The sequence below is a fragment of the Streptomyces sp. NPDC044064 genome (assembly GCF_056434245.1).
Genome location: NZ_JBWKFN010000020.1, coordinates 105,355 through 129,830 on the forward strand (window position 1 = coordinate 105,355; position 24,476 = coordinate 129,830).

Consider the following 24,476-nt stretch of genomic DNA (forward strand, 5'->3'; position numbering starts at 1 on the left):
CCATGGTCACCACCTGTGCCACCGGTCTGTCGGTCTGGCCGGCGTCCACCGCCGAGTCCCGCCCGGGCCATCTCGCCGTGGGCGGCGTGTCCCTCGCGGAGGTCGCCGACCGGTTCGCCACCCCCGTCTACGTCCTGGACGAGGCCGAGGTCCGAGACCGCTGCCGCACCTACCGGGACGCCGTCCCCGAAGCCGAGATCCTGTACGCGGCCAAGGCCTTCCTGCGCCGCGCGATGATCCACTGGATGGACGAGGAGGCCTGGGGCTCGACATCTGTTCGGCCGGCGAGCGGGAGCCGGCTGCCACCACCGGATTCCCGCCCGAGCGAATCGTGCTGCACGGCAACGCCAAATCGCCGCACGACCTGAAGACCGCCCTCCGGCTGGGCCTGGGCCGCATCGTCATCGACAGTCCGTTCCAGGACGATACGAAGGGGAGCAGCCGACACACTGAACGCACAGGGCCGGTGATGTGCACCGCGCGGCGGTGAGCTCAACAGCGCTTCGGCGGCCAGACCCTCGTGATCACTTGATGTCCGCCGCTGTTCCCGGTCAGGTGAGCCCGGACGCCCGGAGGACCGCCTGCGTGGTCTCGTCGTCGATCCGATGCCCCAGTCGTTCCAAGACGTCTGCTCCGTGGCGCAGAGTGCCGCGCTCGACGGAACGGCGTACGCCCGTGTCGAGTTCGTGCCAGATCAATGGGTTGGCGGCAAGGACACGGGGGTCGAGTTCCAGGCGGTGGCCGTGGACGTCTCGCAGGACCAGGTGGGAGGAGATGCCGTCGTACTGCCGTACGGTTGCCAGTGCGTCGGTGCGGACGGTGCGCCGTCGCCAGAGGGTCTGTACCGCGAACCAGCCGGGACCCGCGCTCACACGCTGTGGCAGCAGTACGGCGCATACGGCGGCCGACAAGGTGAACCAGAGCAGGGCGCGAAGCGGCGTCAGGCTTCCCGCGTCCCAGTCGACCAGGAGGCTCATCGTGCAGAAGACCAGGGCGCAGCTCACCGCGAGCCGAGCGCTGCCACGCCAGTGGCGATCGCCCGCCGAGCTCACTGGTCTGCTCCGTCGCATGTGGCTGACGCTAAGCGCCTCTGCGCGGTCCGGCGACCGCCGCTGACGGAGCCCTAACGCGCCACGACCGATCCTGACGGGATCCTTACGCGCTCCCGCCTCAGCTTGTATGTATACGCGCGTGCAGTCGAAGAGGAGGCCGGACTCTGGGGTCGGAGCCGGACGTACAGCGTCATGTTGTACGACGTCTCTGCCGCCACGCAGCCAGGTGATACGGACCTGCAGGCTGGTCGCCTTCGGATGCAGGGACGGCTGTGCGGTGAGGCTGCCGTCGGTGTGCGTGCCGTCCGGGTGCGCCGCTGGGCGCTGAGCCGATGGTGTGACACCGGGCTGCCGGTCGCGTGGTGCACGTATTCGCGGACCAGGCGGAAATCGGCGTTCCAGGCCAGGAGGCGGCTGGCGCGGTTGTGCACCGAGCAGTTCCAGCCCGGTGTGTGGCCGCGGGAGGTGATGTCCGCACACAGCGCGGTGACGCAGGTCAGGGCGAGGCGGTGGCGTCGGCGGTCGGGGACGGTGTACACCGCCACGTCCTCGTAACCGGTACCGCGGAAGTAGGCGCAGGCCACCGCCAGGATGCGGCCGGTGCGGCCCACCGCGGCCCAGGCATGACCGGAGGCGGCGAGGCCGAGCGGCCCGCCCCGGCTCGCGGAGAGCCATGACGCGTCCGGGCCGAGGGCGTGCAGGGCTTCGGTGTCCGCCGGTTCCAGGTGCCGTACGGTCACCGCGTGCGGGACGGTGGCGGGTAGCGGCGGGGCCTGGAGCGTCCACACCATGCGCTCCCAGGGGGTGAGGCGCCCGAAGGCAGCCCCGAGAGCGGGGAGGAACCGTGCCGGGGCTTCGACACGGTTGCCGGCCAGCTGGGCGAGGAGACCAGGCGTGAGTTCCTCCGGGTTGCCGCGCAGCACGGCGTCTCCGGCGCAGGAGACGGCGACTGTGGTCGGCTTCAGGGGCCGGTCGGCCCACCAACGGCCGACGCCCGTGGCCAGGACGTGCTCGCCGACCGTGGCGGGACCGGGGGAATTGGTGGGGAACCAGCGTGCGAGCGCCAGGCGGTCCGGCGGCGAGATCTCGATCATCAATGCCTCTTGGATGTGGCGGATGTACATGGACCGGGCGGGCGACCGGGATCGCTACTCCCAGGCGCCCGCCCCAGCACTGCTCGTTCAGCCCTGGTTGGCCTTGCCGCCGTGGCTGGCCTTCTTCTTGCGGCGGGCCTTCTTCTTGCGTGCGCGCTTCGACATGTACGTCAACTCCTGGGCTGGGAATGGTTCTTCAAGCGGCGCGGCCGACCAGCAGGTCCGCCAGCTTGCTGAGGCGCCGGACCGTGCGGTCCTCCGTCGCGGCCGGAGCCGGCTCCACCTGCTCGGCACGGTCGTAGTAGGCGCCGTTGACGATCTCGACCGCCGGGTCGCACAGTCGGACCACGTGTGCTGCGCCCTCTGCCGGAGTGACGCCCTCGTGGGCGTACAGGGGCAGCAGGGCCGTGTCGCACACGCCCGGGTGCACGGACACCGCCGTGACGCGGGGGTCGGCCGCGAACACGGTCAGCGCGAGCTGGGACTGCGCGTAGGCGGCGAGGCGGGAGTAGCGGCGGGCGCGGTTGGGGTCGGCCCACTGGATGGAGGCCGTGCGGTGCAGGCAGGACGAGACGTTCACGACCCGGCCGCCAGGGTCGGTCGTCAGGGCCGGTTCCAGCAGGCAGGTGAGCAGGTAGTGGGCGAGGAAGTTGACCTGGAAGGCGATCTCGTTGCCGTCGGCGGTCACGGTGTGCTGTTCGGGGGCCGCCATGCCGGCGTTGTTCACGAGGACGTCGAGGTGGGGGCGGGCGGCGATCACCGTGTCGGCGAGCGCCTCGACCTCTTCGAGGCGGCCGAAGTCGGCGAAGCAGGTGACCAGTTGCTCCGCCTTGACACCGGCGGTGGCGATCAGGCGGTCGGCGGCGGCCCGGGCCTCCTCGGCGGTACGGCCGTGCAGCAGCACGGTGGCGCCGCGTTCGGCGAGCTGCCGTGCGGTCTCGTAGCCGATCCCGGACGTGGCACCGGTGACGAGGACAGTACGGGACGAAAGGCTGGAGTTGGACATGATCCCATCCGGGTTGCGGGCACGCCGACTCGGGGCCCCGGTCGGGGGCGGTGGGCGTGCGGGGGCGAGAGAGAGAACGAGGATCGAGGGGCGCCGGAGCCGGTCACGGCGCCCCTCGATCACGGAAAGCGGCGTCGGCGGGACGCGGCGTCCGCAGAACATGGCGTCGGCGGGACGCGGACGCTTCCGGTCAGCGCGGCGCGCGACGCGACGGCCGAGCGGGACCCGGCGGCCGGTCGAGCAGGAGCCAGGCGCTGTTCACGTCGTCCATGGAAGCCGTCCCGCATCCGCCGGCAAGCCGAAACCCGGGTCTCTGACGGGGCTCTGACGTGTGCATACGGGACCTTGACGGGACAGCCGGGCGGGCGGACGCGGCTCAGCCGAGGCCGGGCACCCCTGAGATCAGCAGGTCGATCAGTTTGATGCCGACGAAGGGCAGCACGAGCCCGCCGAGGCCGTAGACGAGCAGGTTGCGGCGCAGCAGATCGTGCGCTGAGGACGGCGTGTAGCGGACACCGCGCAGGGCGAGCGGGATCAGCGCGACGATGATCAGTGCGTTGAAGATGATCGCGGAGGTGATCGCGGAAGTCGGGCTGTGCAGGCTCATGACGTTCAGGGACTCCAGACCCGGGTATGTGCCCGCGAACATCGCCGGGATGATCGCGAAGTACTTCGCCACGTCGTTGGTGATCGAGAATGCCGTCAGCGCCCCGCGGGTGATGAGGAGTTGCTTGCCGATCTCGACGATCTCGATGAGCTTGGTCGGGTTGGAGTCGAGGTCGACCATGTTGCCGGCCTCCTTGGCGGCCGACGTACCGGTGTTCATCGCCACACCGACGTCCGCCTGGGCCAGCGCGGGCGCGTCGTTGGTGCCGTCGCCGGTCATCGCGACCAGCTTGCCGCCGTCCTGCTCCCGCTTGATCAGGGCGAGTTTGTCCTCGGGGGTCGCCTCGGCCAGGTAGTCGTCCACGCCCGCCTCGTCGGCGATGGCCCTCGCGGTCAGTGGGTTGTCACCCGTGATCATGACGGTCTTGATGCCCATGCGGCGCAGTTCGGCGAAGCGTTCGCGGATGCCGTCCTTGACGACGTCCTTCAGCTGGATCACGCCGAGTACGCGCGGTCCGTCCCAGTCGTGCACCGCGACCAGCAGCGGTGTCCCTCCGGCGGCTGCCACCGCGTCGGCGTACCTTCGTGCCTCCGGCGGCACCTGGCCGCCGTACATCTGCACCCACTCGATCACCTGCTGGGCGGCCCCCTTGCGGATGGCACACACCGCCCCGTTGTCCCAGCGCAGGTCGACCCCGCTCATCCGGGTCTGCGCGCTGAACGGCACCCAGCGGGTGTTCGCCAACTCGCCCTCTGCAGGCGCCCGCAGGCCGTACTGCTCCTTGGCAAGGACGACGACGGAGCGGCCCTCGGGGGTCTCGTCGGCGAGCGAGGAGAGCTGCGCGGCGTCCGCGAGCTGCCGTTCCTCGATGCCGGGCAGAGGCATGAAAGCGGCGGCTTCGCGGTTGCCGAGGGTGATGGTGCCGGTCTTGTCGAGCAGCAGGGTGTTCACGTCGCCCGCCGCCTCGACCGCGCGGCCGGACATGGCGAGGACGTTGCGCTGCACGAGGCGGTCCATGCCGGCGATGCCGATGGCGGAGAGCAGGGCGCCGATGGTGGTCGGGATGAGAGTGACGAGGAGCGCGACCAGCACGGTCGTCGACTGGACGGCGCCTGCGTAGTCACCCATCGGCTGGAGCGTGACCACGACCAGCAGGAAGATGATGGTCAGCGAGGCCAGCAGGATGTTGAGCGCTATCTCGTTCGGGGTCTTCTGCCGGGAGGCGCCCTCCACCAGTGCGATCATCCGGTCGAGGAAGCTGTGCCCGGGGCGGGCGCTGACCCGGACGACGATCCGGTCGGACAGGACCGTCGTACCGCCCGTGACACCGCTGCGGTCGCCGCCCGACTCGCGGATCACGGGGGCCGACTCACCGGTGACGGCGGATTCGTCCACGGCGGCGACGCCGTCGATGACGTCTCCGTCCGCAGGGATCATCTCGCCGGCCTCGACCAGCACGACGTCCAGCGGTTTGAGGCCGGTGGCGGCGACGGCCTCCGTGCGGGCCGTGGCGAGGTCCGTACCGTAGTTCCAGTGTTCGAGCCGCAGCGCGACCGTGTCAGTACGAGCCCTGCGCAGCGACTCGGCCTGCGCCTTGCCGCGGCCCTCGGCGACAGCCTCGGCCAGATTGGCGAAGACGACCGTCAGCCACAGCCAGAGGCTGATGACCCAGGTGAATACGGCGGGGTGCAATAAGGCAGACAGGGTGGTGAGGACCGCGCCGGCGGAGACGACGAACAGCACCGGGTTCTTCACCAGGACGCGCGGGTGCAGCTTGCGCAGCGCCTCGGGGAAGGAACGGACGAGCTGGGCCGGCTCGAACAACCCGCTCGGCGCACGTCGTCTCGGCCTTCGCTCCGGTCCGTTCCGGATACCGGGTCGGGGGTGTGCCGGTGGTGCCTGGTCGGGGGCAGCGGAGAGCATGGGCACCTTTGTGTCTCGATGGAGGACAGGGAGGGACTGGCGCCTGGGGCAGCGGCCAGAGGTCCGCCTTCGCGCCGCTTCGGAGCGATGCTCCTCAGCCGTGGGAGCCGCTGACGTCCGCGGCTCCCCTTCGGCGGCCGACAGTGAATCTAGCTTCGTTGCCCGTGGAAGCCGCCCTGTTCTGAGGGAATTGGCGGCACTCATACGTCTTGGGCGTCGACGCCGTCAAAGTGTCGTCAAACAAGGCTGAGGAACCGTCAGGGGCCCGTCAATGTCAGCCGCTGGTGGCTGAATCGCGTCGCAGACTGATCACCAACGGGGGACGGGCGACCGTCCGTGGCGTGACGTTGGAGGGACCGTGACTCTCACGGCCGGGTCGGCGCAGGAACCTCGGACCGAGGAAGGCGCAGCGCCACAGAGGCAGGTGGTCGCCAAACCCGGGGGCAGCCCCGGACCGCGGAGACGAGGGTATTCGCGGACGGCCGGACCGGGTCCGGGGCTGCGCCGGAGGCGACGGACCGTGGCCGCGCGGGTCGCTCTGCGCCGCCGCTACTGGGCAACTGTGCCCGCGCGGCTGCGTCTACTGCGCGCGGCCACGGTCCTGCTCGCCGGCACCCTCGCCGCGCTCCTGCTCGCGGCCGCGCTGACCATGCAGGGCGCCTGGAGCAGCGTGGCCGACCGCGACGCCCCCCGCACCACCAGCGCCGCCGACCTCAACCTGGCCCTGAACGACATGGACGCCCAAGCCGCCAACATGCTGCTGTCCAGCGGCGATGCCGGGAAAGGGCGCCTGCGGACGCCGTACACCAAGGCCGTCGGCCACTACGGCGACGCCCGCCGCGAGGTAGGCCACGACCTGCGCACCCTTGCCGTCGCCGCGCAGGGCAGCCAGGCCGACGAGAAGACGGTGGAGTCGTTGACCGACGACTTCGCCGAGTACCAGGAACTGATCGGCCGAGCCCTGGAGAACGACGGTCACCACGCCGGGAAGCCGGCCGCCCTCGCCGACTACCGCCGGGCGACGGACCTGCTGCGCGCTCAACTCCTGCCCGCGGCACGCGCCTTGGTGTCCTCGAACAACTCCGTCTTCAATGCCGAGTACTCCACGGCCCGCTCCGCCCTCTCCTCACAGCTCATGGCTGTCCTCGCTCTCGGTCTGCTCCTGCTGGCCGTGCTCGGCGTCCTCCAGTGGTACCTGGCCCGCACCTTCCGGCGCATCCTCAACCCGGGCCTGCTGGCCGCAACCGTCTGCACGCTGCTCGCGGTGATCCTCGGCGCACAGCTGCTGTCCGCCTCCGCCGATCACCTGCGCGTGGCTCGGCACGACGCCTTCGACTCCGTCGTCGCGCTCTCGCGCGCCCGTGCCATCGCCTACGACGCCAACGCCGACGAGAGCCGCTACCTGCTCGACCCACAGCGTCGCGACCAGTACGCGGACTCGTTCCTCACCAAGTCCCAGCAGCTGTACCGCCTCAAGGGCGCGACCCTGGCGACGTACGATGCGGAACTGGCCACCACCTGGCAGGCGTACCGGACCGACCACCACGATCTGCGCTTCACCGGCGAGTTCCGCCGCGAGCTGGACAACATCACCTTCCCCGGCGAACGGGGCGCCGCGGAGAAGACGGTGGAGACGTACGCCGTCTACGAGCGCGACGACCGGAAGATCCGCGCGCTGCTCGCGGCCGGCAAGGAACGCGAGGCGGTCGAGTTCTGCATGGGCTGGGAGCCCGGCACGTCCAACGCCCACTTCGAGGCGTGGATGGCCGCGCTGGACCAGGTGGCGGGCATCAACCGCGCCCACTTCACGTCCTCCGTCGGCGCGGGCCGCTCGACGGTGAACGGCTTGCTTCCGTGGACGGACGGGCTGCTGGGCGCGGCGATGCTCCTTGGCATGCTGGGGCTGCGTCCGCGGCTGGCGGAATTCCACTGAGGGGCCGGTTCCGGCTACCAAGACTCGGTGGCCGCGCTGTCGGTGCCGTTGTTCTCGGCTAGGCGATCGCGGGCGATACCCAACCCTTCGGCGGGGTTGGTGTCCGTGCATCGTGGGACGTCCCAGGGATGCGGAGGCTCGGTGTCCCAAGTCGCAGGTCACGTCGGTGAGATGGCGGCGGGACGCGTCCCGGCAGCCTTTGGGTACTGCTCGGCGATGGGCGGCTGCATACGGTTGCGTGGGGCGTCGGCGGGGAGCCGGCGCCCGCGTGGTCCGGACTCCGGGTGAGTCCGGAAGAAATGACCGAAGTGCGAAACAGGGGGAACCAAATTGATTCGGCAGCGTATTGGGCGCGTGCTGGGGGCGGCACTTGTCGCGCCGCTTCTGGTCGTCGGGGTGAGCACCGCGGCCCATGCCGACGGTGACGTCGTGTGGAACCACAAGCGCGGTGGAGGCTGCCTCTCCGGCATGTGGGACCACCACCTCGGCTGGAACAACGTGGGCCTCTACCCTTGCTCGTTCGGCGCCGCGAAGTGGCATGACATCAATGTCGGAGGCGACGTCTGGATCGAGCGGATGGCGGAGGTCCCGGGCTCCTGTCTCGCCGGGTACACCGACCACGACGCCTACGTGGAGGCCTGCAGCAGCGGCCAGAACAACTACCAGCGCTGGCACGAGATCAATACCGGTGACGGCTGGAAGCTGCAGAACGTGGCTACCGGCGAATGCCTCGACGCCAACGACGACAACAAGGTCTACACGCACGAGTGCAACGACGGAAATGTCTACCAGCTCTGGTCGTGACGGACTGAGCGCCTGACGACCCCGCGCGTCCCGTGGGGTGAGACGGGTCCTGGGGTGACCAGGGCCCGTCCATGTCTACGCCGGCGATCTGATGAGAAACCTCGCCGCCCGGGTTCAACTCGTGCCGATCGCCTGCGGGTAGTTGAAGAAGCCGGTCGGGTCGTATGTGCGCTTCACCTTGACCAGGCGGGCGTAGTTCGTGCCGTAGTAGGCCTCCCGCCAGTTCTTCAGCGTCGGGTCGGGGAAGTTCTGGTACGCCTGTGCGGGCGACTTGCCGGGGAAGATGTCGTCGTAGAACTCCTTGAGCCAGTGGAGGTTGGCTTCGGCGACGTCGGGGCGGTCGTAGTCCGCCCACGAGGTCTCGGCGGCGAAGACGAAGAGGTCGTTGCGGTGCACGAACGCGGTCGCGTTCGGCGCCACCTGGTTGATCTCACCGCCGAGGGCGAACATGGCGAACCCGGCTCCGTCCTCGTTGTTGCTGCCGGGCCACTTCAGCAGGCGCTCGGCTGCCGCGCCGACCTGCTGATCGGTCAGGAGAGTGTGGGAGTCCAGGATCGCCGATTTGGTGGCGAAGCGATCGATCGGTGTGGTGGCGCTCAGCAGTTCACTCGCTTCACCGGGCGTGACCTGACGGACGGAAGCGCGGTTGCGGGCGCGTTCCTCGGCCGTGCCGATCTTGAGCAGCGGGTCGATGATGGCACGCAGTTCCTGGACGGTGCCGTAGAACTGTCCGATGGCGTTGACGTTGGCGTTCGCATGGATCTGCGTCCTGGTCGTCCCGCTGGTCCCGATGCCCAGACGCAGATGGAAGCGCTTGTCGTTCGCGGTGTCCTGGGCGATGTGCTGCGCGGCGGCGATCACCGGCAGTACGGAGTCCAGGCTCCAGCGGAGCTGGTAGAAGCCCACGGTGCCCTTGAACTGCTCGTACTGGAAGGTGAACGAGGTGTGGACACCGAAGTTGTTGCCGGCTCCGCCGCGGCAGGCCCAGAACAGGTCGGAGTGCGTGTCCTTGCCGGCCTTGACCGTGCGTCCGTCGGCGAGCACGACGGTCGTGGCAACGAGCCGGTCGCATGTCAGGCCGAACATCTTGTCGCTGAAGCCGATGCCACCGCCGAGCACCAGCCCGGCGACCCCGACGCTGGGGCAGCGACCGGTCGGCACGAACATGCCGTGGTCCTCCAACAGCGGATGCAGGTCGCCATTGGTGACGCCGGCCCCCACGGTGACGGTACCGGCGTCGTGCACGACCTTCATCGGCCCGTACACCCGAGAGCGGGCATCGCCCGGCGTCGGGGTGGAGACGATGCTCTTCATACGGGCCATGTTCAGCAACAGGCCCCTGGTGGTGGAATACCCGGCGTAGTTGTGGCCCAGCCCGGAGCGCGGTACGACGGGCAGTCCTACCGCGCGAGCCCAGCGGATCGCCTCGGACACGTCCCCGGTGGTCGCGCAGGCAACGATGCCGGCAGGCAGAACTCCGGCGTACCTGTGGTTGAACGGCACGGCCAGCGACACGTATTCGGAGCCGTACGGCCGGTAGAGGGTAGCCCCGGGGGACAGCGCGTCAGCCAACCGCTTCCAGTCCCGAGCGCCGACCGGTCCCGCTGTCTCGGGTGCCGCCGACGCGCTCTCCGGTGCCTGCAGCCCCAGCGCCCCACCGACGCCGCCAAGCACACCTGCTCGCAGCACGTCCCGCCTGTCGATCACAGCGACCTACCCTTACGCAGCGGTCGCAGGCTCCTCCTGCGATCCATCGGCCAGTTCACTGATCGTCGACCGGTGCCGTCTCCGTCGGCCGCCCACGCGCCAGACCCACCATGCGAACGGACGAGAGACGCACCGCCAAACAGCTCAGACACACAGGCAGGGCCGTGCCCGGCCATCGAGGCCGGACTCCGACGTGGAGGGCGTTCGTGCGGCGGGTGCGCCGAGACGGGACACTGTGTAGCCCGGCATCCGAGGGAGGGCCCAGTGCTGATCGACTTCGTACCCGACGGGAATCTGTACCCCTTCGAGTCGCGTTGGTTCGACTCGTCCGCCGGCAGGGTTCACTACATCGACGAGGGGACCGGACCGACGATCCTGTTCTGTCACGGCGCTCCGGCTTGGAGTTTCCTCTACCGTCACATCGTGCAGGACCTGCGCGACCGGTACCGGTGTGTCGCCGTCGACCACCTGGGTTTTGGATTGTCCGAGCGTCCTGCGGGTTTCGGCTACAGCATCGCCGAGCACACCGCGGTCCTCGGCGAGCTGATCGATCACCTGCAGCTCGACGGCTTCGTTCTGATGGGACACGACTGGGGCGGCCCCATCGGTCTGGGCGCGGTCACCGCGCGCGCGGACCGGGTGAGGGGGATCGTGCTGGGTAACACCGTGTTCTGGCCGATCGAAGCGATGGCGAACCGGGCCTTCAGCGTGATCATGGGTAGCCGTCCGATGCAGCGGCGGATTCTCGAGCAGAATTTCCTCGTCGAGCGCGTTCTGCTCGCAGAACTGGGGCGCAGGCTCACCGCTGCCGAGGCCGACCACTACCGCGCGGTGCAGCCCACCGCGGAAGCCCGGCGCGGACTCGCCATGATGCCCAAGGAGATTCGTGCCGCACGCCCGCTGCTGGACCGGCTTGCACGAGAGGTGCCCGCCCGGCTCGGCGACAAGCCGACCCTGTTGGTGTGGGGAATGCAGGACATGGTCTTCCGTCCGAACGCCTGTATCCCGAGCATGCGTGCAGTCTTCACCGATCTGGACGTGGTCGAGCTGCCACGCGCGCGGCACTTCATTCAGGAACACGCACCGGATGCGATCACGTCGGCGATCGCGAGGCGATTCCCGTGAGGACGATCGGCGAACGTCCGTCACCCGGGCCGCCGATCCGGCCGCGGGCGGGGGTGACGGCCGGGCCTGTCACCCCTTGCCGCGGGCGTGGGGCACGGTGTCATTTCACCGCTGATGTGAATGGCCATGTCGTGTCGGCTGCAGCGCGTTGGCGTACACGTAGTCGCCGACGTGGGTACCGATCGCCCTCCCGTCCTCGGCGTCCCAGCGGAAGTGCACGCCCAGCCAGAGGCGGCTGAACTCGCCCTCCTGGGCGACCTGGCTGAAGCTGTTGATCGTGCGGGACGTCTCGAGGGTGTGCGGGTCCTCGGAGTGTGCGATGAACGTGGCCTTGTCACGGCCGAAGAAGTTCCTCATCGCGCTCGCCCACGCAGCCGTGAAGTTGGCGTGCCCGGAGGTCCAGGCGGGGAAGCACGGGGTGAACGGTGTCCCTGTGCGGTCCGCGCTGAGAGGCTCCCAGGTCGCGTTCGCGCCGCCCGTCGCCTGGATCGCGGACACCGGGCGCCACAGCTTGATCGGGCTGTCGAACTTGGAGTCCCAGGCCGCGATCCCGGCATCCGCCAGCGACAGCGCCGACAGCGCGAACAAGTGGGTGGTCTCGTACGTGTCGAGCTTGAACTTCTTGGCGACGGTCCCGGTCAGTTGGAGCAGCTGCCCCGGGGGGTGGTAGGTGCCGTTCAGGTCATGGTCCCAGAACCAGCCGATGACGGTCTGCTCGTAGGTGCGCTCGGTGGAGTCGACGGCACCGACCCGTCGTACCTCGTCGCGCTGGGCCGCGTACTCCGGGCTGGCCACCAGATCGCCGTAGGAAGTGAAGCCGCGCAGGGTGGGAGGCCGGAACTGCGAGCCGGAGCGGAGCACGAACGGCTTCACCTTGCCCCAGTTCGGGGTCACCGCGTCGCTCGGCTTCTTGCAGGCCGCTTCGTCGGCCGTCGCCTCTTCACCCGTCGGCCGCCAGGCTCCGGGTGTGGTGGTGTCACCGCTGTAGACCGCCGGGTTGTCCGAACCGTCGCCCGCCCGGGCCTTGTTGATCTGCCTCACCACCGGGTCGACCACCAGGCGGTCGAGGGGGTCGTAGGAGTGGGGGGAGTGCCCGGTCCGGGCCCTGTACTGGGCGTCGATGTACGCCTGATCGCCCGGGTACAGCTGCGAGATGATCCGGTACGCCGTGCGGTCGATCAGCCGCTCCTCCTCGTCCCGACTCGGCCGCGAGTGTTTGCCGGCGTACTTCAGCGGCCGGTTGAGGTACGGCTCGTACTTCAGGGTTCCGTACGTGTACTGATAGGCGCTCTCCGCGTTGTAGATCGCCGCGAAGACCATCGCCCCGGACCTGGAGAGTTTGCCGGGCGAGGCGTCCCAGCCCCGCGCATTGCGGAACGTCTGGAGCAGGACCTTGTTCCAGTACTGCGTGGGATCGTCCTTGTGTCCTGTCGCGGCGGCGGCCTGTGGCGCACCGGCCGCCACCGGACTCAGTCCGGCGAGCAGGGCCCCGGCCACGGCGGCGGTCCGTAGCCGTCCCAGGCGTCCGCCGACACGGGACTTCAAGCGCGGGAGGGCAGGCTGCACGGCCGGCCGACGGTCATGGTGGAGCTTGAGGGGCACGGCATTCCTTTCGCTGTCGCTGATCACCAGCGGCAGCGTAATGTCGGATATGCCGGAGTCACTATTAACCACGCCGATATGTAGATGATCTGATATATGACATGGTTTCGGCAGGAATGATCAACGTGCAGGTCAGAGGGCATCTGGCGGAATACCGTAGTTCTGAGCCGTCAGGTGTCCCACCGCCGTGCGTGCTCCCTGTGCGCCTCGGTCAGGCCGTCCCGGAAGAATCGTTCGTAGTAACCGAGTTCGGGATGGTGCGTCTGGAGCCAGATGCCCGGCACCTGAATGGCGTCGACGTGTGCGGGGAACCGGCCGTGCGTGGAGTGGATGTACTCGCACACGTCCCGGGCGCACTCGATGACCCGCTGGTCGTACTCGCGGGCCTCGGCGAGGTAGCGCTGCCCGTAGTCGTTGCGGTAGATGCCCGCGAAGAGGTCCTTGTCGTGGTAGATGCCCTTCGGACCGAACTTCGCCTGGACGACTGCGTCCACGGCCTCCGACATCGACGCGTGGTACGGGGGACAGGCCGCTGTGATCAGCGGTTCGCCGTCGACACTGAGCCCGACCGGATGGGACCGTGCGGTCGCGAACCGGGGCAGCGGCAGCTGCCAGCGCGGGAGGTCCAGCGGGCGCCAGCGGGGGGTGACGAAGTCGAAGCCCAGCATCCGCCCGTACCGGGCGGAGAACTTCGGGTCGCCCAGCATGATCTGGGGGTTGATCGAGGCATGGATCCACGCGCCGAGCCCCATGGCGTCCGCGGTCAGCATGAGGTTCTGCAGCAGCAGCTCGGCCTCGATCTGGGTCCGCAGCGGGCCCAGCACACCCAGCGGAAGCTTGAGGTCCTTGTTCAGGAAGCCGTTGCGCACCCACTTGCGCACTCCGGCGGGGCGGTAGAAGTTGCGGTCGTCGACCAGCGTGGGCCGGGCCCCGTCCGGCTGGGTGAGCAGGTACATCAGGCCGTTGATGTACTGGTGCGAGAGGTCGACGACCGGCAGGAAGACGGTGCTGCCCGGCAGGTTGGACAGCACACGGTTGGAGTCCAGGTAGGCCGGGAAGTCGCGCATGCCCTCGGCGACGTCCAGGCGGTGGTCCAGAACCCGCACCTTGGCCTGCCTGGCCCGCTCGACCAGTGCACCGGGCTCGAAGGAGGCGTCCGGTGACGGCGGCAGCTTGCGCAGATAGTAGGTGCCACTGTCGTTGATCATGAAGAAGTGGGTGCCCTGCGCGTTGTCGGGGCTGCCTGCCGTACGGCCGGTCATGTTGAGGTTCGGCTTGGCCATGATGGGCTTGCCGTCGCGCGGATCCTCGAACGGCCGGTCCGGCATGGTGAGCCCGGTGCAGCCGGTGAGGGCGATCAGCACCGCCTCCTCCAGCTCACCGAGCGGTAGCGGTACGTCGGACGAGCTGTAGCTCATCGAGCCGGCGGGGACGGCCGCACCCCGGCCGACCCGGTGGGTGCGCCGTCGCCAGATGGTCTCCAGGAGCGGCCGCGCCAGCAGCGCTTCGAGCCCCCGATGGCGGGTGGACACCGTCATGGTCTGTCCTCTCCTTGCCTCAGGAACAGCAACTGCCCCAGGAACAGGCACTGCCCCAGGAACAGCCACTGCCTCAGGAACATCGTCCGACTCAGGACTCCGTGCTGTGGGCACCGTTCGGCGGTGTCAGCACCGGCCGCCACGGTACGAAGGCGCTCGCGTCGCGAGGCAGGAAGCTCGCCAACTCCGGGCAGTGCCGCAGAATGACCTCGGTCATGCCGCTGTGCTCGATCCAGTCCATGCCGAGCGGCGTGTAGAGCTCGGGGCGGTAGTCCACAGTGAGGAAGCGGTCGCTCTGCAGCCTCCGGGACGCCATCAGGATGAAGACGCGGAAGGCCGTGTCGCTGAATCCGAATCCGGTCGGCGGGTTCTCGGCGAACAGCCCGACCATGGTGTCGATCTCGTCGACCGACCGGTAGAGCTCCTTCAGCCGCGCCAGCGTCCCGGGCTCGGTCGTCAGGTCCTCGAAGCGGCGGATGCGCTCCTTGTGCAGGCCGGCCCGGAAGTCGTTGTAACGGGGCACACCGCGTCGCCGGGTCCGTGCCAGGTCGACGACGGACAGGTCGATGATCTCGCCGTCCCGCTCGAAGTGCTGCAGCGCGCGGGGGAAGTTGTGCAGCGTGATCGCGCCGGGATGGGCGATGCCGAACGAGTACAGCGAGTCGGGCAGCCCGGTCTTGCGGATGAGAGGCTCGGCCGCGGCGCCCTGCACGTCGTCGAAGGCGAGGATGTCCAGCCGCCGTCCGATTCGGTGGTCGCAGATCTCGAAGTCGTCCGGGATCAGCGGATGCATCCGGTAGACGGTGACGAAGTCCTCGGTGAGGGAGTAGGGCGCGCTGTGGTGATCGGGCACGGTCTCGGGGATACCGGTCAGCGAGTGCGCCTCGAAGAGCCACAGCCCCAGCCGTTCCAGCCACTTCGCGGGCGGGCCCTGCCAGTTGGTCTTCAGCGCGATGTCGATCGCCTCGGTGGCGAGGATCGCCGGTGTCCACTCCACGGTGTGGATCTTGGCGATGAGCGCGGACACGACGAGACGTGCCGTGTGGTAGACGCGCTCCTCGTCCATGCGCGGATACTCGCGACGCAGCGCCGCGCACACCGCGTTGTGCTCCCTGGCGAAGAGGGTGTGCATCAGGCTGAGGCCCAGCCACCAGTTCTCGCGGACCCCGGTCAGCGGGATGCCGTTCGGGCCGAGCGGCAGATGGCCGTCCTCCAGGCGCAGGCCCGCGCCGCCGTCGGTGTCGCGCAGGGAGCGGGCGGCCTTCTCGTCGCCGCCGTAGAGCTCCGAGCCGTCCCACCAGTGGGAGGCCGAGTCGGCGAAGTGGACCGGCGCGCCGTCGCCGGTCATCGACACGTTCTCGGCGAAGCGCATCATGTGCTCCGCGGGACCGCCCGGAGTGTTGTGCCACTCGACGTCCGGCGGGAGCGGTACCTCCACGCTGGAGGTACCCGTGGGGTAGCGACTGTGGTTGACCCAGTCGTGCACCTGGAACTGGATCCACGCGGCGGCGAGCAGATTCAGGGAGCGGGCGGGCAGGAACGTGTCGCGGTGCAGCAGCAGCCTGCTGACTTCGTACGGGCTGGGCTGGTCGAACAGGTCCGGGCGCAGCACCGGTGGCATGTTGCGGCCGAAGGCCGCGCCCACGGCCCCCATCGCGGGTGCGGACAGGTCGTTGAACGTGCCGTCGTAACTGCGGCCGATCCGCAGCGACTCGTCGATCGGGGGCGGCACCGGGACGGGCCGGGGCGGTGCCTCGTGGTGATCCGTGTCGATGAGGTTCTTCGTGCGCAACGTCTTGCGCAGGAAGACGAGGTTGAGCAGGCCGGCCGGCAACGGCAGCCGGTACCAGGGCACCTGCCGGTTGAGGACGCGGAAGGCGGCGCCTACGGGAGCGCTCAGCAGCTTGTTGCGCCGGGGCTCGTCGGTGGTGAAGCGGTAGCCCAGCCGCTGCGCGCTGCTCGCCTGGTAGGCGGCCTTGCGGGCACGGTTGAGATTGCCCAGCGGACGGAACTCCTCCGTGGTGTGCCAGGGGTTGAACGCCAGCTCCTCGATCCGGCGCGCGGCCGTGCGAGCCTCGGCGCCGGCCACGTCCTGGCGGGGGATGGTCAGGGTGGCCACGGGCAGCGCGGGTGCGATGTCGTCCCGCCATTCCACCGAGCCGTCCTCGACGGGGGTGATCGCCTCGTTGACATATCGCTGCACGAGCAGTTCGAAGGCGACGTCGCCGCGGGCCAGGCGCTGCGCGAGCTCGCGGCTCAGGTCGTCCGGGTCGGCGCGGGGTGGTGCGGGCGCGTCGGGTGCGCCCCGCACGGGGCGCAACTGGTAGCGCACCGGCCCGGCCTCGCCCCACAGGATGGCGCCGCGGCTCCAGTACGTCTCCAGGGCCAGGCTGCGCACATCGCCGCGCGCTCCGGCCCGCACATTGCGGCGCATCCGGGCGGCGGTGGACCAGCCGACGGCGAAGGGCAACTTGACGAACAGTGCGAACGCCTTCCGGAGGCGGGTGCGGGCGCCCGCCATCGTTCTGGCGAACGCCACGAACTCACGGGCGTTGCGGGCGTGGGACACCGGAAAGTTCGTCATGAGAAGGTCGTGCGTGCCGTCGGACGCCTCGACGCGGAGCGCCGCGCCGCGCATGTCGGGCAGGGAGTCGGCCTGCGGGGCGCCACTGGCGTTGGACAGCCGGACGGTGACCGGGTACTCGGCACCGGGCCGGACAAAGCCGGTCTGCAGCTCGGGCGGCACCTGGTCATGGATTCTCAGCCGGGCGTTCTCCACACCGAGCACCGGCTTCGCATGGAAGGTCCTGGCGAAGGACGCTGCCCCGCTGGACTTCCTGTTCCGCACCTGGACACGCATCAGTTCCCTGGCGAGTTCCTCGAAGACCAGCCGCTCGGCCTCCGCGCTGCCGCCCTCGTACCGCTCGTACTGTTCTGCGCTGCTCATGGTTGCGCCATGCCTTTCCTACGCCGGTTCGCGCCACCGCCCGCGCGTCACGCCGCGGACGCCTTGACATGCCGGACACCGCGGTCGCGGGCGTTGCTGATGATGCGTCGGGCATCGCGTCGGCCGGATTCGACGGCCGCGTCGATGAAGCCGGCAGCGCCGCAGCGCCGTCGGCGGATGCCGGTCTCCGTCATACGAGATCCTCCATCCTCCGGCGGGGGTGGAGCGGCACGGAGCCTCCGGTCGAGGAGGGGCAGCCGGCGGGTCTCCTCACCGCCGGGCCACTCGACCATGTTCGCGCAACCCGTCGCCGCTCGCATTTCGCGACGTCCTCCGCGCGCGGCGTGCGGCCGGAAGTACCAGGCCGACGGCAGCTGCGGCCGTGGGACCGGATGCCTGCGCGGCAACCCTGTTCTACGCTGACGGAAGAGGGATGTGTGCCCGTGTGCCCACGGGTGACCCCGCACAGTGGTGAATCGCCGAAGAGCGGACACCACGAGCTCCAGCTGAGCGGCGCGCGAGAACTCCGCCGTCGACCGCCAGTACGGAGGAGAAGAGCCATGAGGGTGTACGAGGCGATCGTCAAGGGCCTGGAAGGAATCGGTGTACGCGCCGCTTTCGGCGGCGCCGGGGAGAACGCCGCCGGCCTGATGCTGGCCCTGAAGCACTCGCGGCAGATCCGGCCCGTCATCACGCGGCACGAACAGGCCGCCTCGTTCATGGCCTGCGGCTACGCCATGTACACCAGACAACTGGGGTTCTGCTTCGCCACGGCGGGGCCCGGTGCGTTCAATCTGTTCTCCGGGCTGGCCGTGGCGATGTCCGACTCGTACCCGGTCCTCGCCGTCTCCGGATACGCGCGGATGAAATGGCGTGGATGGGGCTCGCTCAACGAGACCTCCGGACTGAACCGCACTCCCGACTCCCAGGCCATGTTCGCGGCCACGACCAAGAAGTCGTTCCTGCTCACCGACGTGGCCGACACCTGTGACGTCCTGGAGGAGGCAGTCAACCTCGCGTTCGAGGGAAGGCCGGGCCCGGTGCACATCCATGTGCCCGAAGACCTGACCGAGCACGGCGTCGAGGTGCCGGACTTCCGGCCGGTGCGACTGGACGTGCCGCCGGTGCGGCCCGACCCGGCGAGGGTCGAGGAGATCGCGTCCGTACTGGCCGACGCCATCGAGCGGCGGAAACGGATCGTGGCGCTGGTCGGATTCGGCGCGGTCCGCTCCGGAGCCGGACCGGAGATAAAGCACCTGATCGAGCGGTTTCAGATTCCGCTTCTCACCACCCTGGACGGCAAGGGCATCGTGTCGGAGGGACACCCGCTCGCGGTGGGCGTCTTCGCGGACAGCGGTCACTCCAGCGCGTGGAAGGCCTTCCGCGAGGCCGACATCGTGCTGTGCATCGGGAACTCCCTCGGCCAGCACGCCACGTTCAACTACCGCGCGGACCTGTTCGAGAACAAGCTGCTCATCCAGGTGAACATCGCCGAGACGGAATTCCGCAAAGCCTATCGGCCCGACTACGCGTTGTTGTCCGACGCGCGTGCGGCGGTGGCTGCCCTCGTCGACGCGCTGGAGAAGCGGGTCGGTGAAGTGCCGCCGGTGAAGGTCGACAGCCAGGACTACGAGGCTCGGCATGTCATCCACCTGACCGGGAAGATCCACCCCGCGCAGCTCGCGCAGGCCATCGGCCGGATGCTGCCGCCGCAGGGCGTGCTGCTCGCGGACGCCGGGGCCCATCTGGCCTGGCTCGGGTACTACGCGGAGCTGGAGGAGGGCCAGAACTTCCGCAAGGCCGGGGCCTTCGGGCCGATGGCCGGTCACGTGAACGGAGCCATCGGACTCAAGGTCGCGCACCCGGAGCGCACGGTCGTCGTCGGCTGTGGCGACGGCTGCTACTCGCTGTCCGGCTTCGAGTTGATGACCGCCGTCGAGAACAGCATTCCCGTCATCTGGGTCATCTTCGACGACGAGGAATTCAAGTTGATCAAGATGTTCCAGGTGGCCACCTACGGCGAGTCCGCTCTCGTCGAGTTCCGGAATCCGGACTTCGCGTCGTACGCGCGGGCCTGCGGCGCCGACGGCCACCGGGTGGAGACGCTCGACGAGTTCGAGGAGGCCTTCGGTGCGGCACTGGTCTCCGGCCGGCCCACGCTCATCGACGCCAAGATCACACGCTGGGCCGTGCCGCACTACAGCCCGTCACCCGACGGGGTGATCCCCGGTCTCGTGGAAATGCTCGAGGAGCGCTTCCGGGACCGGTAGTTCGCGCGTGATCAGGCAGGCGGGTCCGGCGACAAGATCCTCGACGCCTCCACCGTGACCGCCGAAGGCGCCGCCGTCACCAGTACAGCAGCCACCGGCCGTCGCACCACACGCCGTGCCCCTGGAGGGTGAGCCGTTCGTCGTCGGGCTCGACGCGGGTGCTGGGGGCGACCTGGTGCAGTGTGTGTCCGGAGTGGATCACCATGCGGCCGACCGTGTAAGGGACGTACTGCGTGGTGTGGAAGCGACTGAGATCGGCGACGGACTCGATCCAGCCCTTCTCCAGCGCATGCCGGAACTGGTCGTGGCTCACCTCCCAGAGGTTCAGGCCGCCGCCTGCCGCGGGCAGCCGGACCGGCAGGGTGAAGGAGATCTGCCGCTTCAGGTCCGTGCCGGGGGGCCAGGAGAAGGCCCGGTACTGCAGATCGAAGTGCAGGGGTGCGGTCGGCTTCGTGAACACCGCGGCGGACAGCCAGACATGGAAGCCCGGCAGCGCCAGGTGCTCGGGGTAGTGGACCGGGGCGCCGAGATGCTCGCCGAGGACATCCGCAAGGCGCGCGTACAGCCGGCCGAAGGAGTTCTGGAGCACGGGCCGTGAGAGGTCGGCCCGCTGCTGGTAGACGCCGGACTCCGGGTCCGGTGCGAGGTCGAGGTAGCTCGGCGCGCCCAGGGTGAAGAAGGCGGCCGGTTCCGGGCCGCGAGAGGTCCAGTGCCGGCGCAGGCCGTGCACCGTGTCGCGGAGTGCGGCGCTGTTCGCCCCGGTGAGTACGGTCAGCGAGTCGATCACGGACGCACCCCCTGCAGCAGCCCGAGGAGCGACGCGCTGATGGCTCCGCCGAGCCGCCGGTCGTACCAGTCGTACGCGGGCATCGGGTTGACCTCCAGGCACCAGTGGGTGCCGTCACCGGCGACCTTGAAGTCCCAGCCCGCGAAGGCCATGCCCAGGTCGGCGGTGTGGCGGACCACCTGCCCTGCGAGCGGTCCGGGCAGCTCGCAGGGGGTGAACTCCGCGTCCCGGTCGGTCCGGTAGTCCACCGAGCCGGAGACGATCTCCTCGGCGTGCACCCGGTCGCCGACGACATGGGCGCGGACGTCCCGGCCCGCGACGTACCGCTGGAGGTGCACCGGGCCCTGTCCGGGGTCGAAGCCGGCCAGGTCGGCCGCGCTCACCAGCCTGCTGGTGGCCCGTACCCCGGAGACCGCCTTGACCAGGGTCGGCCCGGCCTCGGCGAAGGCCCGCAGACGCCGCGGCGACGAGCTGGTGATGCTCGCGGGCACCGTGAACCCGGCCTGGGACAACGACCGTTCGTGCAGCGGCTTGGACCCGTTGTCGGACTGGATCGAGGGCCGGTTGACCACCAGGCCGGGGATGTGGTCCAGCCACGCAGCGAGTGCCGTCGTGAGCCAGCGCCAGCGCTGCGCCGACTCGGAGTCCTCCTGAAGTGCCGCGAGATCGGCGACCCGGCAGTAGTAGGACGCCTCCGGATCGAGATCACGGCCGCCGAGCCTGGCCGAGCGGTCCCCGCCCACGACCAGGTGCCAGTCGCCCGCCTCGACGGCCTGCCGCAGATCGATGACGCCGACCGGTACGCCTCGGGCCTCGGCCTCGGCGGTGAAGTGCGCGAAGGTACTCTCGGCGGCGAGGCCGACCGCGTAGATCATGGGAACAGCACCTTCACGAGTCGGGGCCCGAGCCCGAGCCACACCATGCGCAACTGCTCCACGTCGGGGAACGGCTCCACCACGACGAGCCATGCCCGTGTGAGGTCGGGTGACAACCGCCAGACCACGGACGAGAGTTGGAGTCCGAGCCGGGCGACGATCGCCGTGCTGCGCTCCTTCAGACCGAGGTGGTCCAGATCGACGGGACTGCTGCGCCAGGCCTGGTCGCCGAGGACGACCACACTCTCGAAGAGGGGTTCGGGGTCCGACCACCTCGCCCGACAGGGGCCGGAGCCGTCTGCCGAGGCGGCGACGGTGTCCGGGAGTTCGGGCCAGGGGCGCGTGGTCCAGGAGCCGAGGTCCTGGACCCACCATTGGGTTCCCTGGCCGTCCGTGGGTTCGCCGTGCGGCCCGTAGGGCCGGGAGGAGAAGACTTCCGGCGACCCGCCGGTCAGGCCTGCCCGTAGTTCGGTGAGTGCCGCGGACGCGGACACGCGGGTGCCGAGGCCGCCGGGTTCCGGGCGGTTGATCACGGGCGCAGGGGTCAGGGTGGCCACGGCCCACAGGTGGGCCAGGCATTCGCTGAGATGGAACTCGGCGTCGAAGCTGATGCGCTGCAGCGGCGGGGCGGGCAGCCGGAGGAACATCGGCAGCGCGGGCTCGACCACCGCGTCGGCGCCGTCGACGGTGACGGTGAACAGCTGTGCGGCGTCGAACACATCGAGGATCGTCGCCTCGTGGCCGCTGTCCCGTACGAAGTCGCGTACTTCGATCGCGACGGGGTCCTCGGGGTCGGCGACGACTACGAGTCCGGAGGGGTCGCCGCCGGGTGTCTCAGATGACGACACCGCGCCTCCTCAGCAGGCGGTTGATGCGTGAGGTCCGGAGAGCCGCCGCGGCCTGCTCCGGACCGTCGTCCGGCAACTCGGCCGCCGCCGCGAAACGTTGCGGCATCCCCGCCGGGCCGAGGGGCGACGGCTCCCGCTGCTGCCGTACGACGGCGGCGGGACCGGGCGGGGCCATCGCACCGTCGAAGCTGTCCTTGCCGTCCTTGAAATCCTTGCCGTCCTTGTTGTCTTTCGTGTCTTTCCTGTCCTTGCCGTCCTTCGTGTCCTTGACATCCTTCATCTCCTTCATTTCCTTCACCTCCTTCCCGTCCTTTCCGTCCTTGTGGTCCTTGCCGTCCTTGAAGTCCTTGAAGCGCTTCCGGGCCTCCGGCGGGCGGCCGGCATCGGGTACTTCGGTGTCCTGCTGCCCGGGGAAGGCCCGGCCCGGTTGCAGGGCGTTCCACAGCAGCGCCGGGACATCGTGCCGCTCGGCGGCCGTGAGGAACGGCCGCACCCGTGACTCGTCGATGGTCCAGGTCATGTGTTCAGCACTCCTGTCGTCGGACGGGACGCCGCGCGGTACAACCGCAGCGCAGCGGCCAGTTGCCGCTGTGTGTCCCTGTGGTGCGGATTGAGGTTGAGGACCAGGTGGTCCACGCCGAGCGACGCGTACCTCAGGAGGCCGTCCGCAACGTCCTGCGGTGAGCCGCCGAGGACGTCGGCCGCCGGGGGTCCCGCGCCGTCGGCGTCGGACCGAGTGCCGTCCGCCACCCGGACGTTGACGCCGAGCGTGATGCCCAGCGTCGCCGGATCACGCCCTTCGCGCAGACAGGTCTCCCGCACCCGGGCCAGGGTCTCCTCGGCACCTGCGGGGGAGCCGAACCAGCAGGCGTTCCACAGGTCGGCGTACCGGGCAGCGAGCGCGGTCATCCGGGGGCCGCGCGCCCCCACCAGGACGGGTGGACCGCCGGGGCGCGGGCCGTGGGGTCGCAACTCTCCGTCGCGCAGCCGGTGATGACGGCCCGAGAAGTCCGCCCGGCCCGTCCGCAGCAGCGCGAGGATGATCTGCAGCGCTTCCTCGAAGCGGTCGACCCGGTGATCGAAGGGGATGCCGAAGGCCTCGAACTCCGGTGCGTGCCATCCGCATCCGAGACCGAGGACGAGTCGTCCCCGGCTCACTTCGTCGAGGGTCACGGCCATCTTGGCCAGCACCGCCGGGTTGCGGAAGGCGGTGCACAGCACGAGGGTGCCGAGCTCCACGCGATCCGTCGCCTCGGCCAGGGCCGACAGCACCGTCCAGGACTCCCAGATTCCCTCGCTCGGTCCCTGGGCGTCGCGGAACAGCAGGTGGTCGAAGACCCAGACCGAGTCGAAGCCGGAGTCCTCGGCCCGGAGGGCGAGCGCTCTGATCTCCCCGTAGGACGGCTGTCGCCACGGATACTCGGCGAGAGGCAGAACCAGGCCGACCTTCATCGTCCCCCCAGGTGACGAACCCGGACCCCGCAGCGAGATTACATCCGGCGACGGGGCGTCACAACGGGCGCACGGAGGGCTGGTTGGGCATGTTCTGCGCTCCGTCGCTCTCGACACATTGCGGGCATTACGGCAATCCTGGTCGGGCCTACTGCCCGAGGAGACGCATGGATCCGCTGCCGGAGGAATCGCTTGTCGTCGATGTCGACGTCGTGGACGAGCGGGGGTGTGCCGAGCTGAGCGACCGCCTGGAGGCGCTGCGGCCGTGCTGGCTGACTCGTGGCATCGGTTGCTCCACGTTCGGCCTGGCGACCTACCTCGATGTCCTGGCCTCCGACTCTCCGGAGGAGACGTACTTCGGCCGGCTCGACCGGCACAACCACCTGGTGCGTGAGCACTTCGGTGATCTCCTCGACCGGGTGGCCGAGGTGCTCTCCGAGCTGCTGGCGACACCGGCCCGGTATGACGAGAGGGTGGCCCTGCCCGGATTCCATGTCTTCGAGGGAGAGGGCATCGCCACCGCCCCCAGGCCGAGTCAGCACTTCGACCTTCAGCACCGGGGGCTGCGCTGGCCCTTCCCGATCGCCCCGGTCGAGCAGGCCGTGTCGTTCACGCTGCCCCTCGCCCTGCCGCGCCGGGGTGGAGCCCTGGACGTCTGGGACATCACCGAGGCGGAGATGCTCGGGCTGGAGCGACTCGGCCAGACGTCCGAGACGATCGAGAGGGCGAGGCCGGCGCGGCGGCACGAATACCGGGTCGGCAGGATGGCCGTACAGCTCACGCCGGTCCTGCACCGCATCGCGGCGATCCCCGAACGGCATCCAGGCGATCGGCGCATCACCCTGCAGGGGCATGGAATCCGAGATGCGGACGGCTGGGTCCTTTACTGGTGAATCTCCTGGCCCA

19 protein-coding genes and 1 pseudogene are annotated in these 24,476 nt (G+C 69.5%); 6 read left to right on the plus strand and 14 right to left on the minus strand.

Translation table 11 applies throughout. The features are described from left to right. Positions 1-2 precede the first annotated feature (2 nt). Positions 3-415 (plus strand): annotated as a pseudogene (locus AC07DS_RS29625) (diaminopimelate decarboxylase); the annotation flags it as partial. A 136-nt stretch (positions 416-551) separates the two neighbouring features. Here the strand turns inward: AC07DS_RS29625 and AC07DS_RS29630 are convergent. From AC07DS_RS29630 to kdpB, 4 genes are all read right to left on the minus strand, one after another. After that, the gene (locus AC07DS_RS29630) at positions 552-1,070 is read right to left on the minus strand and encodes a hypothetical protein (RefSeq protein ID WP_479150167.1); all 519 of its coding nucleotides are present in this window, start codon (positions 1,068-1,070) and stop codon (positions 552-554) included. Positions 1,071-1,123: 53 nt separating this feature from the next. After that, entirely contained in the window at positions 1,124-2,146 is a 1,023-nt protein-coding gene (locus AC07DS_RS29635; protein ID WP_479150168.1) for a GNAT family N-acetyltransferase, read from the minus strand. A gap of 196 nt (positions 2,147-2,342) precedes the next feature. Further along, on the minus strand, positions 2,343-3,152 hold the full coding sequence (locus tag AC07DS_RS29640) for an SDR family NAD(P)-dependent oxidoreductase (RefSeq protein ID WP_479150170.1): 810 nt from the start codon (positions 3,150-3,152) through the stop codon (positions 2,343-2,345). Between the two features lie 376 nt (positions 3,153-3,528). Further along, entirely contained in the window at positions 3,529-5,682 is a 2,154-nt protein-coding gene (gene kdpB / locus AC07DS_RS29645) for a potassium-transporting ATPase subunit KdpB (protein WP_479150172.1), read from the minus strand. Between the two features lie 520 nt (positions 5,683-6,202). Between kdpB and AC07DS_RS29650 the strand changes: the two genes are divergently transcribed. Together AC07DS_RS29650 and AC07DS_RS29655 are read left to right on the plus strand one after the other, a co-directional pair. After that, on the plus strand, positions 6,203-7,615 hold the full coding sequence (locus AC07DS_RS29650) for a hypothetical protein (RefSeq protein ID WP_479150174.1): 1,413 nt from the start codon (positions 6,203-6,205) through the stop codon (positions 7,613-7,615). A gap of 396 nt (positions 7,616-8,011) precedes the next feature. Beyond that, positions 8,012-8,419 carry an RICIN domain-containing protein gene (locus AC07DS_RS29655; protein WP_479150176.1) on the plus strand — a complete coding sequence of 136 codons (408 nt, stop codon included), beginning with the start codon at positions 8,012-8,014 and terminating at the stop codon, positions 8,417-8,419. Positions 8,420-8,533: 114 nt separating this feature from the next. On the opposite strand, the gene AC07DS_RS29660 is transcribed toward AC07DS_RS29655, so the two are convergent. Next, on the minus strand, positions 8,534-10,126 hold the full coding sequence (locus AC07DS_RS29660) for an FAD-binding oxidoreductase (protein ID WP_479150178.1): 1,593 nt from the start codon (positions 10,124-10,126) through the stop codon (positions 8,534-8,536). A gap of 264 nt (positions 10,127-10,390) precedes the next feature. On the opposite strand from AC07DS_RS29660, the gene AC07DS_RS29665 reads away from it, so the two are divergent. After that, positions 10,391-11,251, plus strand: a complete 861-nt coding sequence (locus AC07DS_RS29665) for a haloalkane dehalogenase (RefSeq protein WP_479150180.1) — start codon at positions 10,391-10,393, stop codon at positions 11,249-11,251. A gap of 105 nt (positions 11,252-11,356) precedes the next feature. Here AC07DS_RS29665 and AC07DS_RS29670 read toward each other — a convergent pair whose 3' ends face one another. The 4 genes from AC07DS_RS29670 to AC07DS_RS29685 all read right to left on the minus strand — a co-directional run bounded on the left by AC07DS_RS29670 (position 11,357) and on the right by AC07DS_RS29685 (position 17,532). Beyond that, positions 11,357-12,796 (minus strand): vanadium-dependent haloperoxidase, encoded by a 1,440-nt coding sequence (locus tag AC07DS_RS29670; RefSeq protein ID WP_479150182.1) that lies wholly within the window; start codon positions 12,794-12,796, stop codon positions 11,357-11,359. 227 nt (positions 12,797-13,023) lie between these two features. After that, entirely contained in the window at positions 13,024-14,391 is a 1,368-nt protein-coding gene (locus AC07DS_RS29675) for a hypothetical protein (RefSeq protein ID WP_479150183.1), read from the minus strand. Positions 14,392-14,482: 91 nt separating this feature from the next. Then, a complete protein-coding gene (locus AC07DS_RS29680; RefSeq protein ID WP_479150185.1) occupies positions 14,483-17,338 on the minus strand; it encodes a peroxidase family protein in 2,856 nt (951 codons plus the stop codon). A 47-nt stretch (positions 17,339-17,385) separates the two neighbouring features. Continuing rightward, positions 17,386-17,532, minus strand: coding sequence for a hypothetical protein (locus tag AC07DS_RS29685; protein WP_479150187.1), 147 nt, complete (start codon positions 17,530-17,532; stop codon positions 17,386-17,388). Between the two features lie 366 nt (positions 17,533-17,898). Here AC07DS_RS29685 and AC07DS_RS29690 point away from each other — a divergent pair, with 366 nt between their 5' ends. Next, a complete protein-coding gene (locus AC07DS_RS29690) occupies positions 17,899-19,608 on the plus strand; it encodes a thiamine pyrophosphate-binding protein (protein ID WP_479150188.1) in 1,710 nt (569 codons plus the stop codon). 76 nt (positions 19,609-19,684) lie between these two features. On the opposite strand, the gene AC07DS_RS29695 is transcribed toward AC07DS_RS29690, so the two are convergent. Genes AC07DS_RS29695 through AC07DS_RS29715 form a run of 5 tightly spaced genes read right to left on the minus strand, consistent with a single transcriptional unit; the run spans position 19,685 to position 23,570 of the window. Continuing rightward, positions 19,685-20,395 carry a hypothetical protein gene (locus AC07DS_RS29695; protein WP_479150189.1) on the minus strand — a complete coding sequence of 237 codons (711 nt, stop codon included), beginning with the start codon at positions 20,393-20,395 and terminating at the stop codon, positions 19,685-19,687. Further along, entirely contained in the window at positions 20,392-21,270 is an 879-nt protein-coding gene (locus tag AC07DS_RS29700) for an ATP-grasp domain-containing protein (RefSeq protein ID WP_479150191.1), read from the minus strand. Before AC07DS_RS29700 ends, AC07DS_RS29695 begins: the two co-directional genes overlap by 4 nt. Further along, positions 21,267-22,118, minus strand: coding sequence for a hypothetical protein (locus tag AC07DS_RS29705; RefSeq protein ID WP_479150192.1), 852 nt, complete (start codon positions 22,116-22,118; stop codon positions 21,267-21,269). Before AC07DS_RS29705 ends, AC07DS_RS29700 begins: the two co-directional genes overlap by 4 nt. Beyond that, the gene (locus AC07DS_RS29710; protein ID WP_479150194.1) at positions 22,105-22,638 is read right to left on the minus strand and encodes a hypothetical protein; all 534 of its coding nucleotides are present in this window, start codon (positions 22,636-22,638) and stop codon (positions 22,105-22,107) included. Before AC07DS_RS29710 ends, AC07DS_RS29705 begins: the two co-directional genes overlap by 14 nt. Next, on the minus strand, positions 22,635-23,570 hold the full coding sequence (locus AC07DS_RS29715; RefSeq protein ID WP_479150196.1) for an LLM class flavin-dependent oxidoreductase: 936 nt from the start codon (positions 23,568-23,570) through the stop codon (positions 22,635-22,637). Before AC07DS_RS29715 ends, AC07DS_RS29710 begins: the two co-directional genes overlap by 4 nt. 167 nt (positions 23,571-23,737) lie before the next feature. Here AC07DS_RS29715 and AC07DS_RS29720 point away from each other — a divergent pair, with 167 nt between their 5' ends. Beyond that, positions 23,738-24,463 carry a hypothetical protein gene (locus AC07DS_RS29720; protein WP_479150198.1) on the plus strand — a complete coding sequence of 242 codons (726 nt, stop codon included), beginning with the start codon at positions 23,738-23,740 and terminating at the stop codon, positions 24,461-24,463. Positions 24,464-24,476 lie beyond the last annotated feature (13 nt).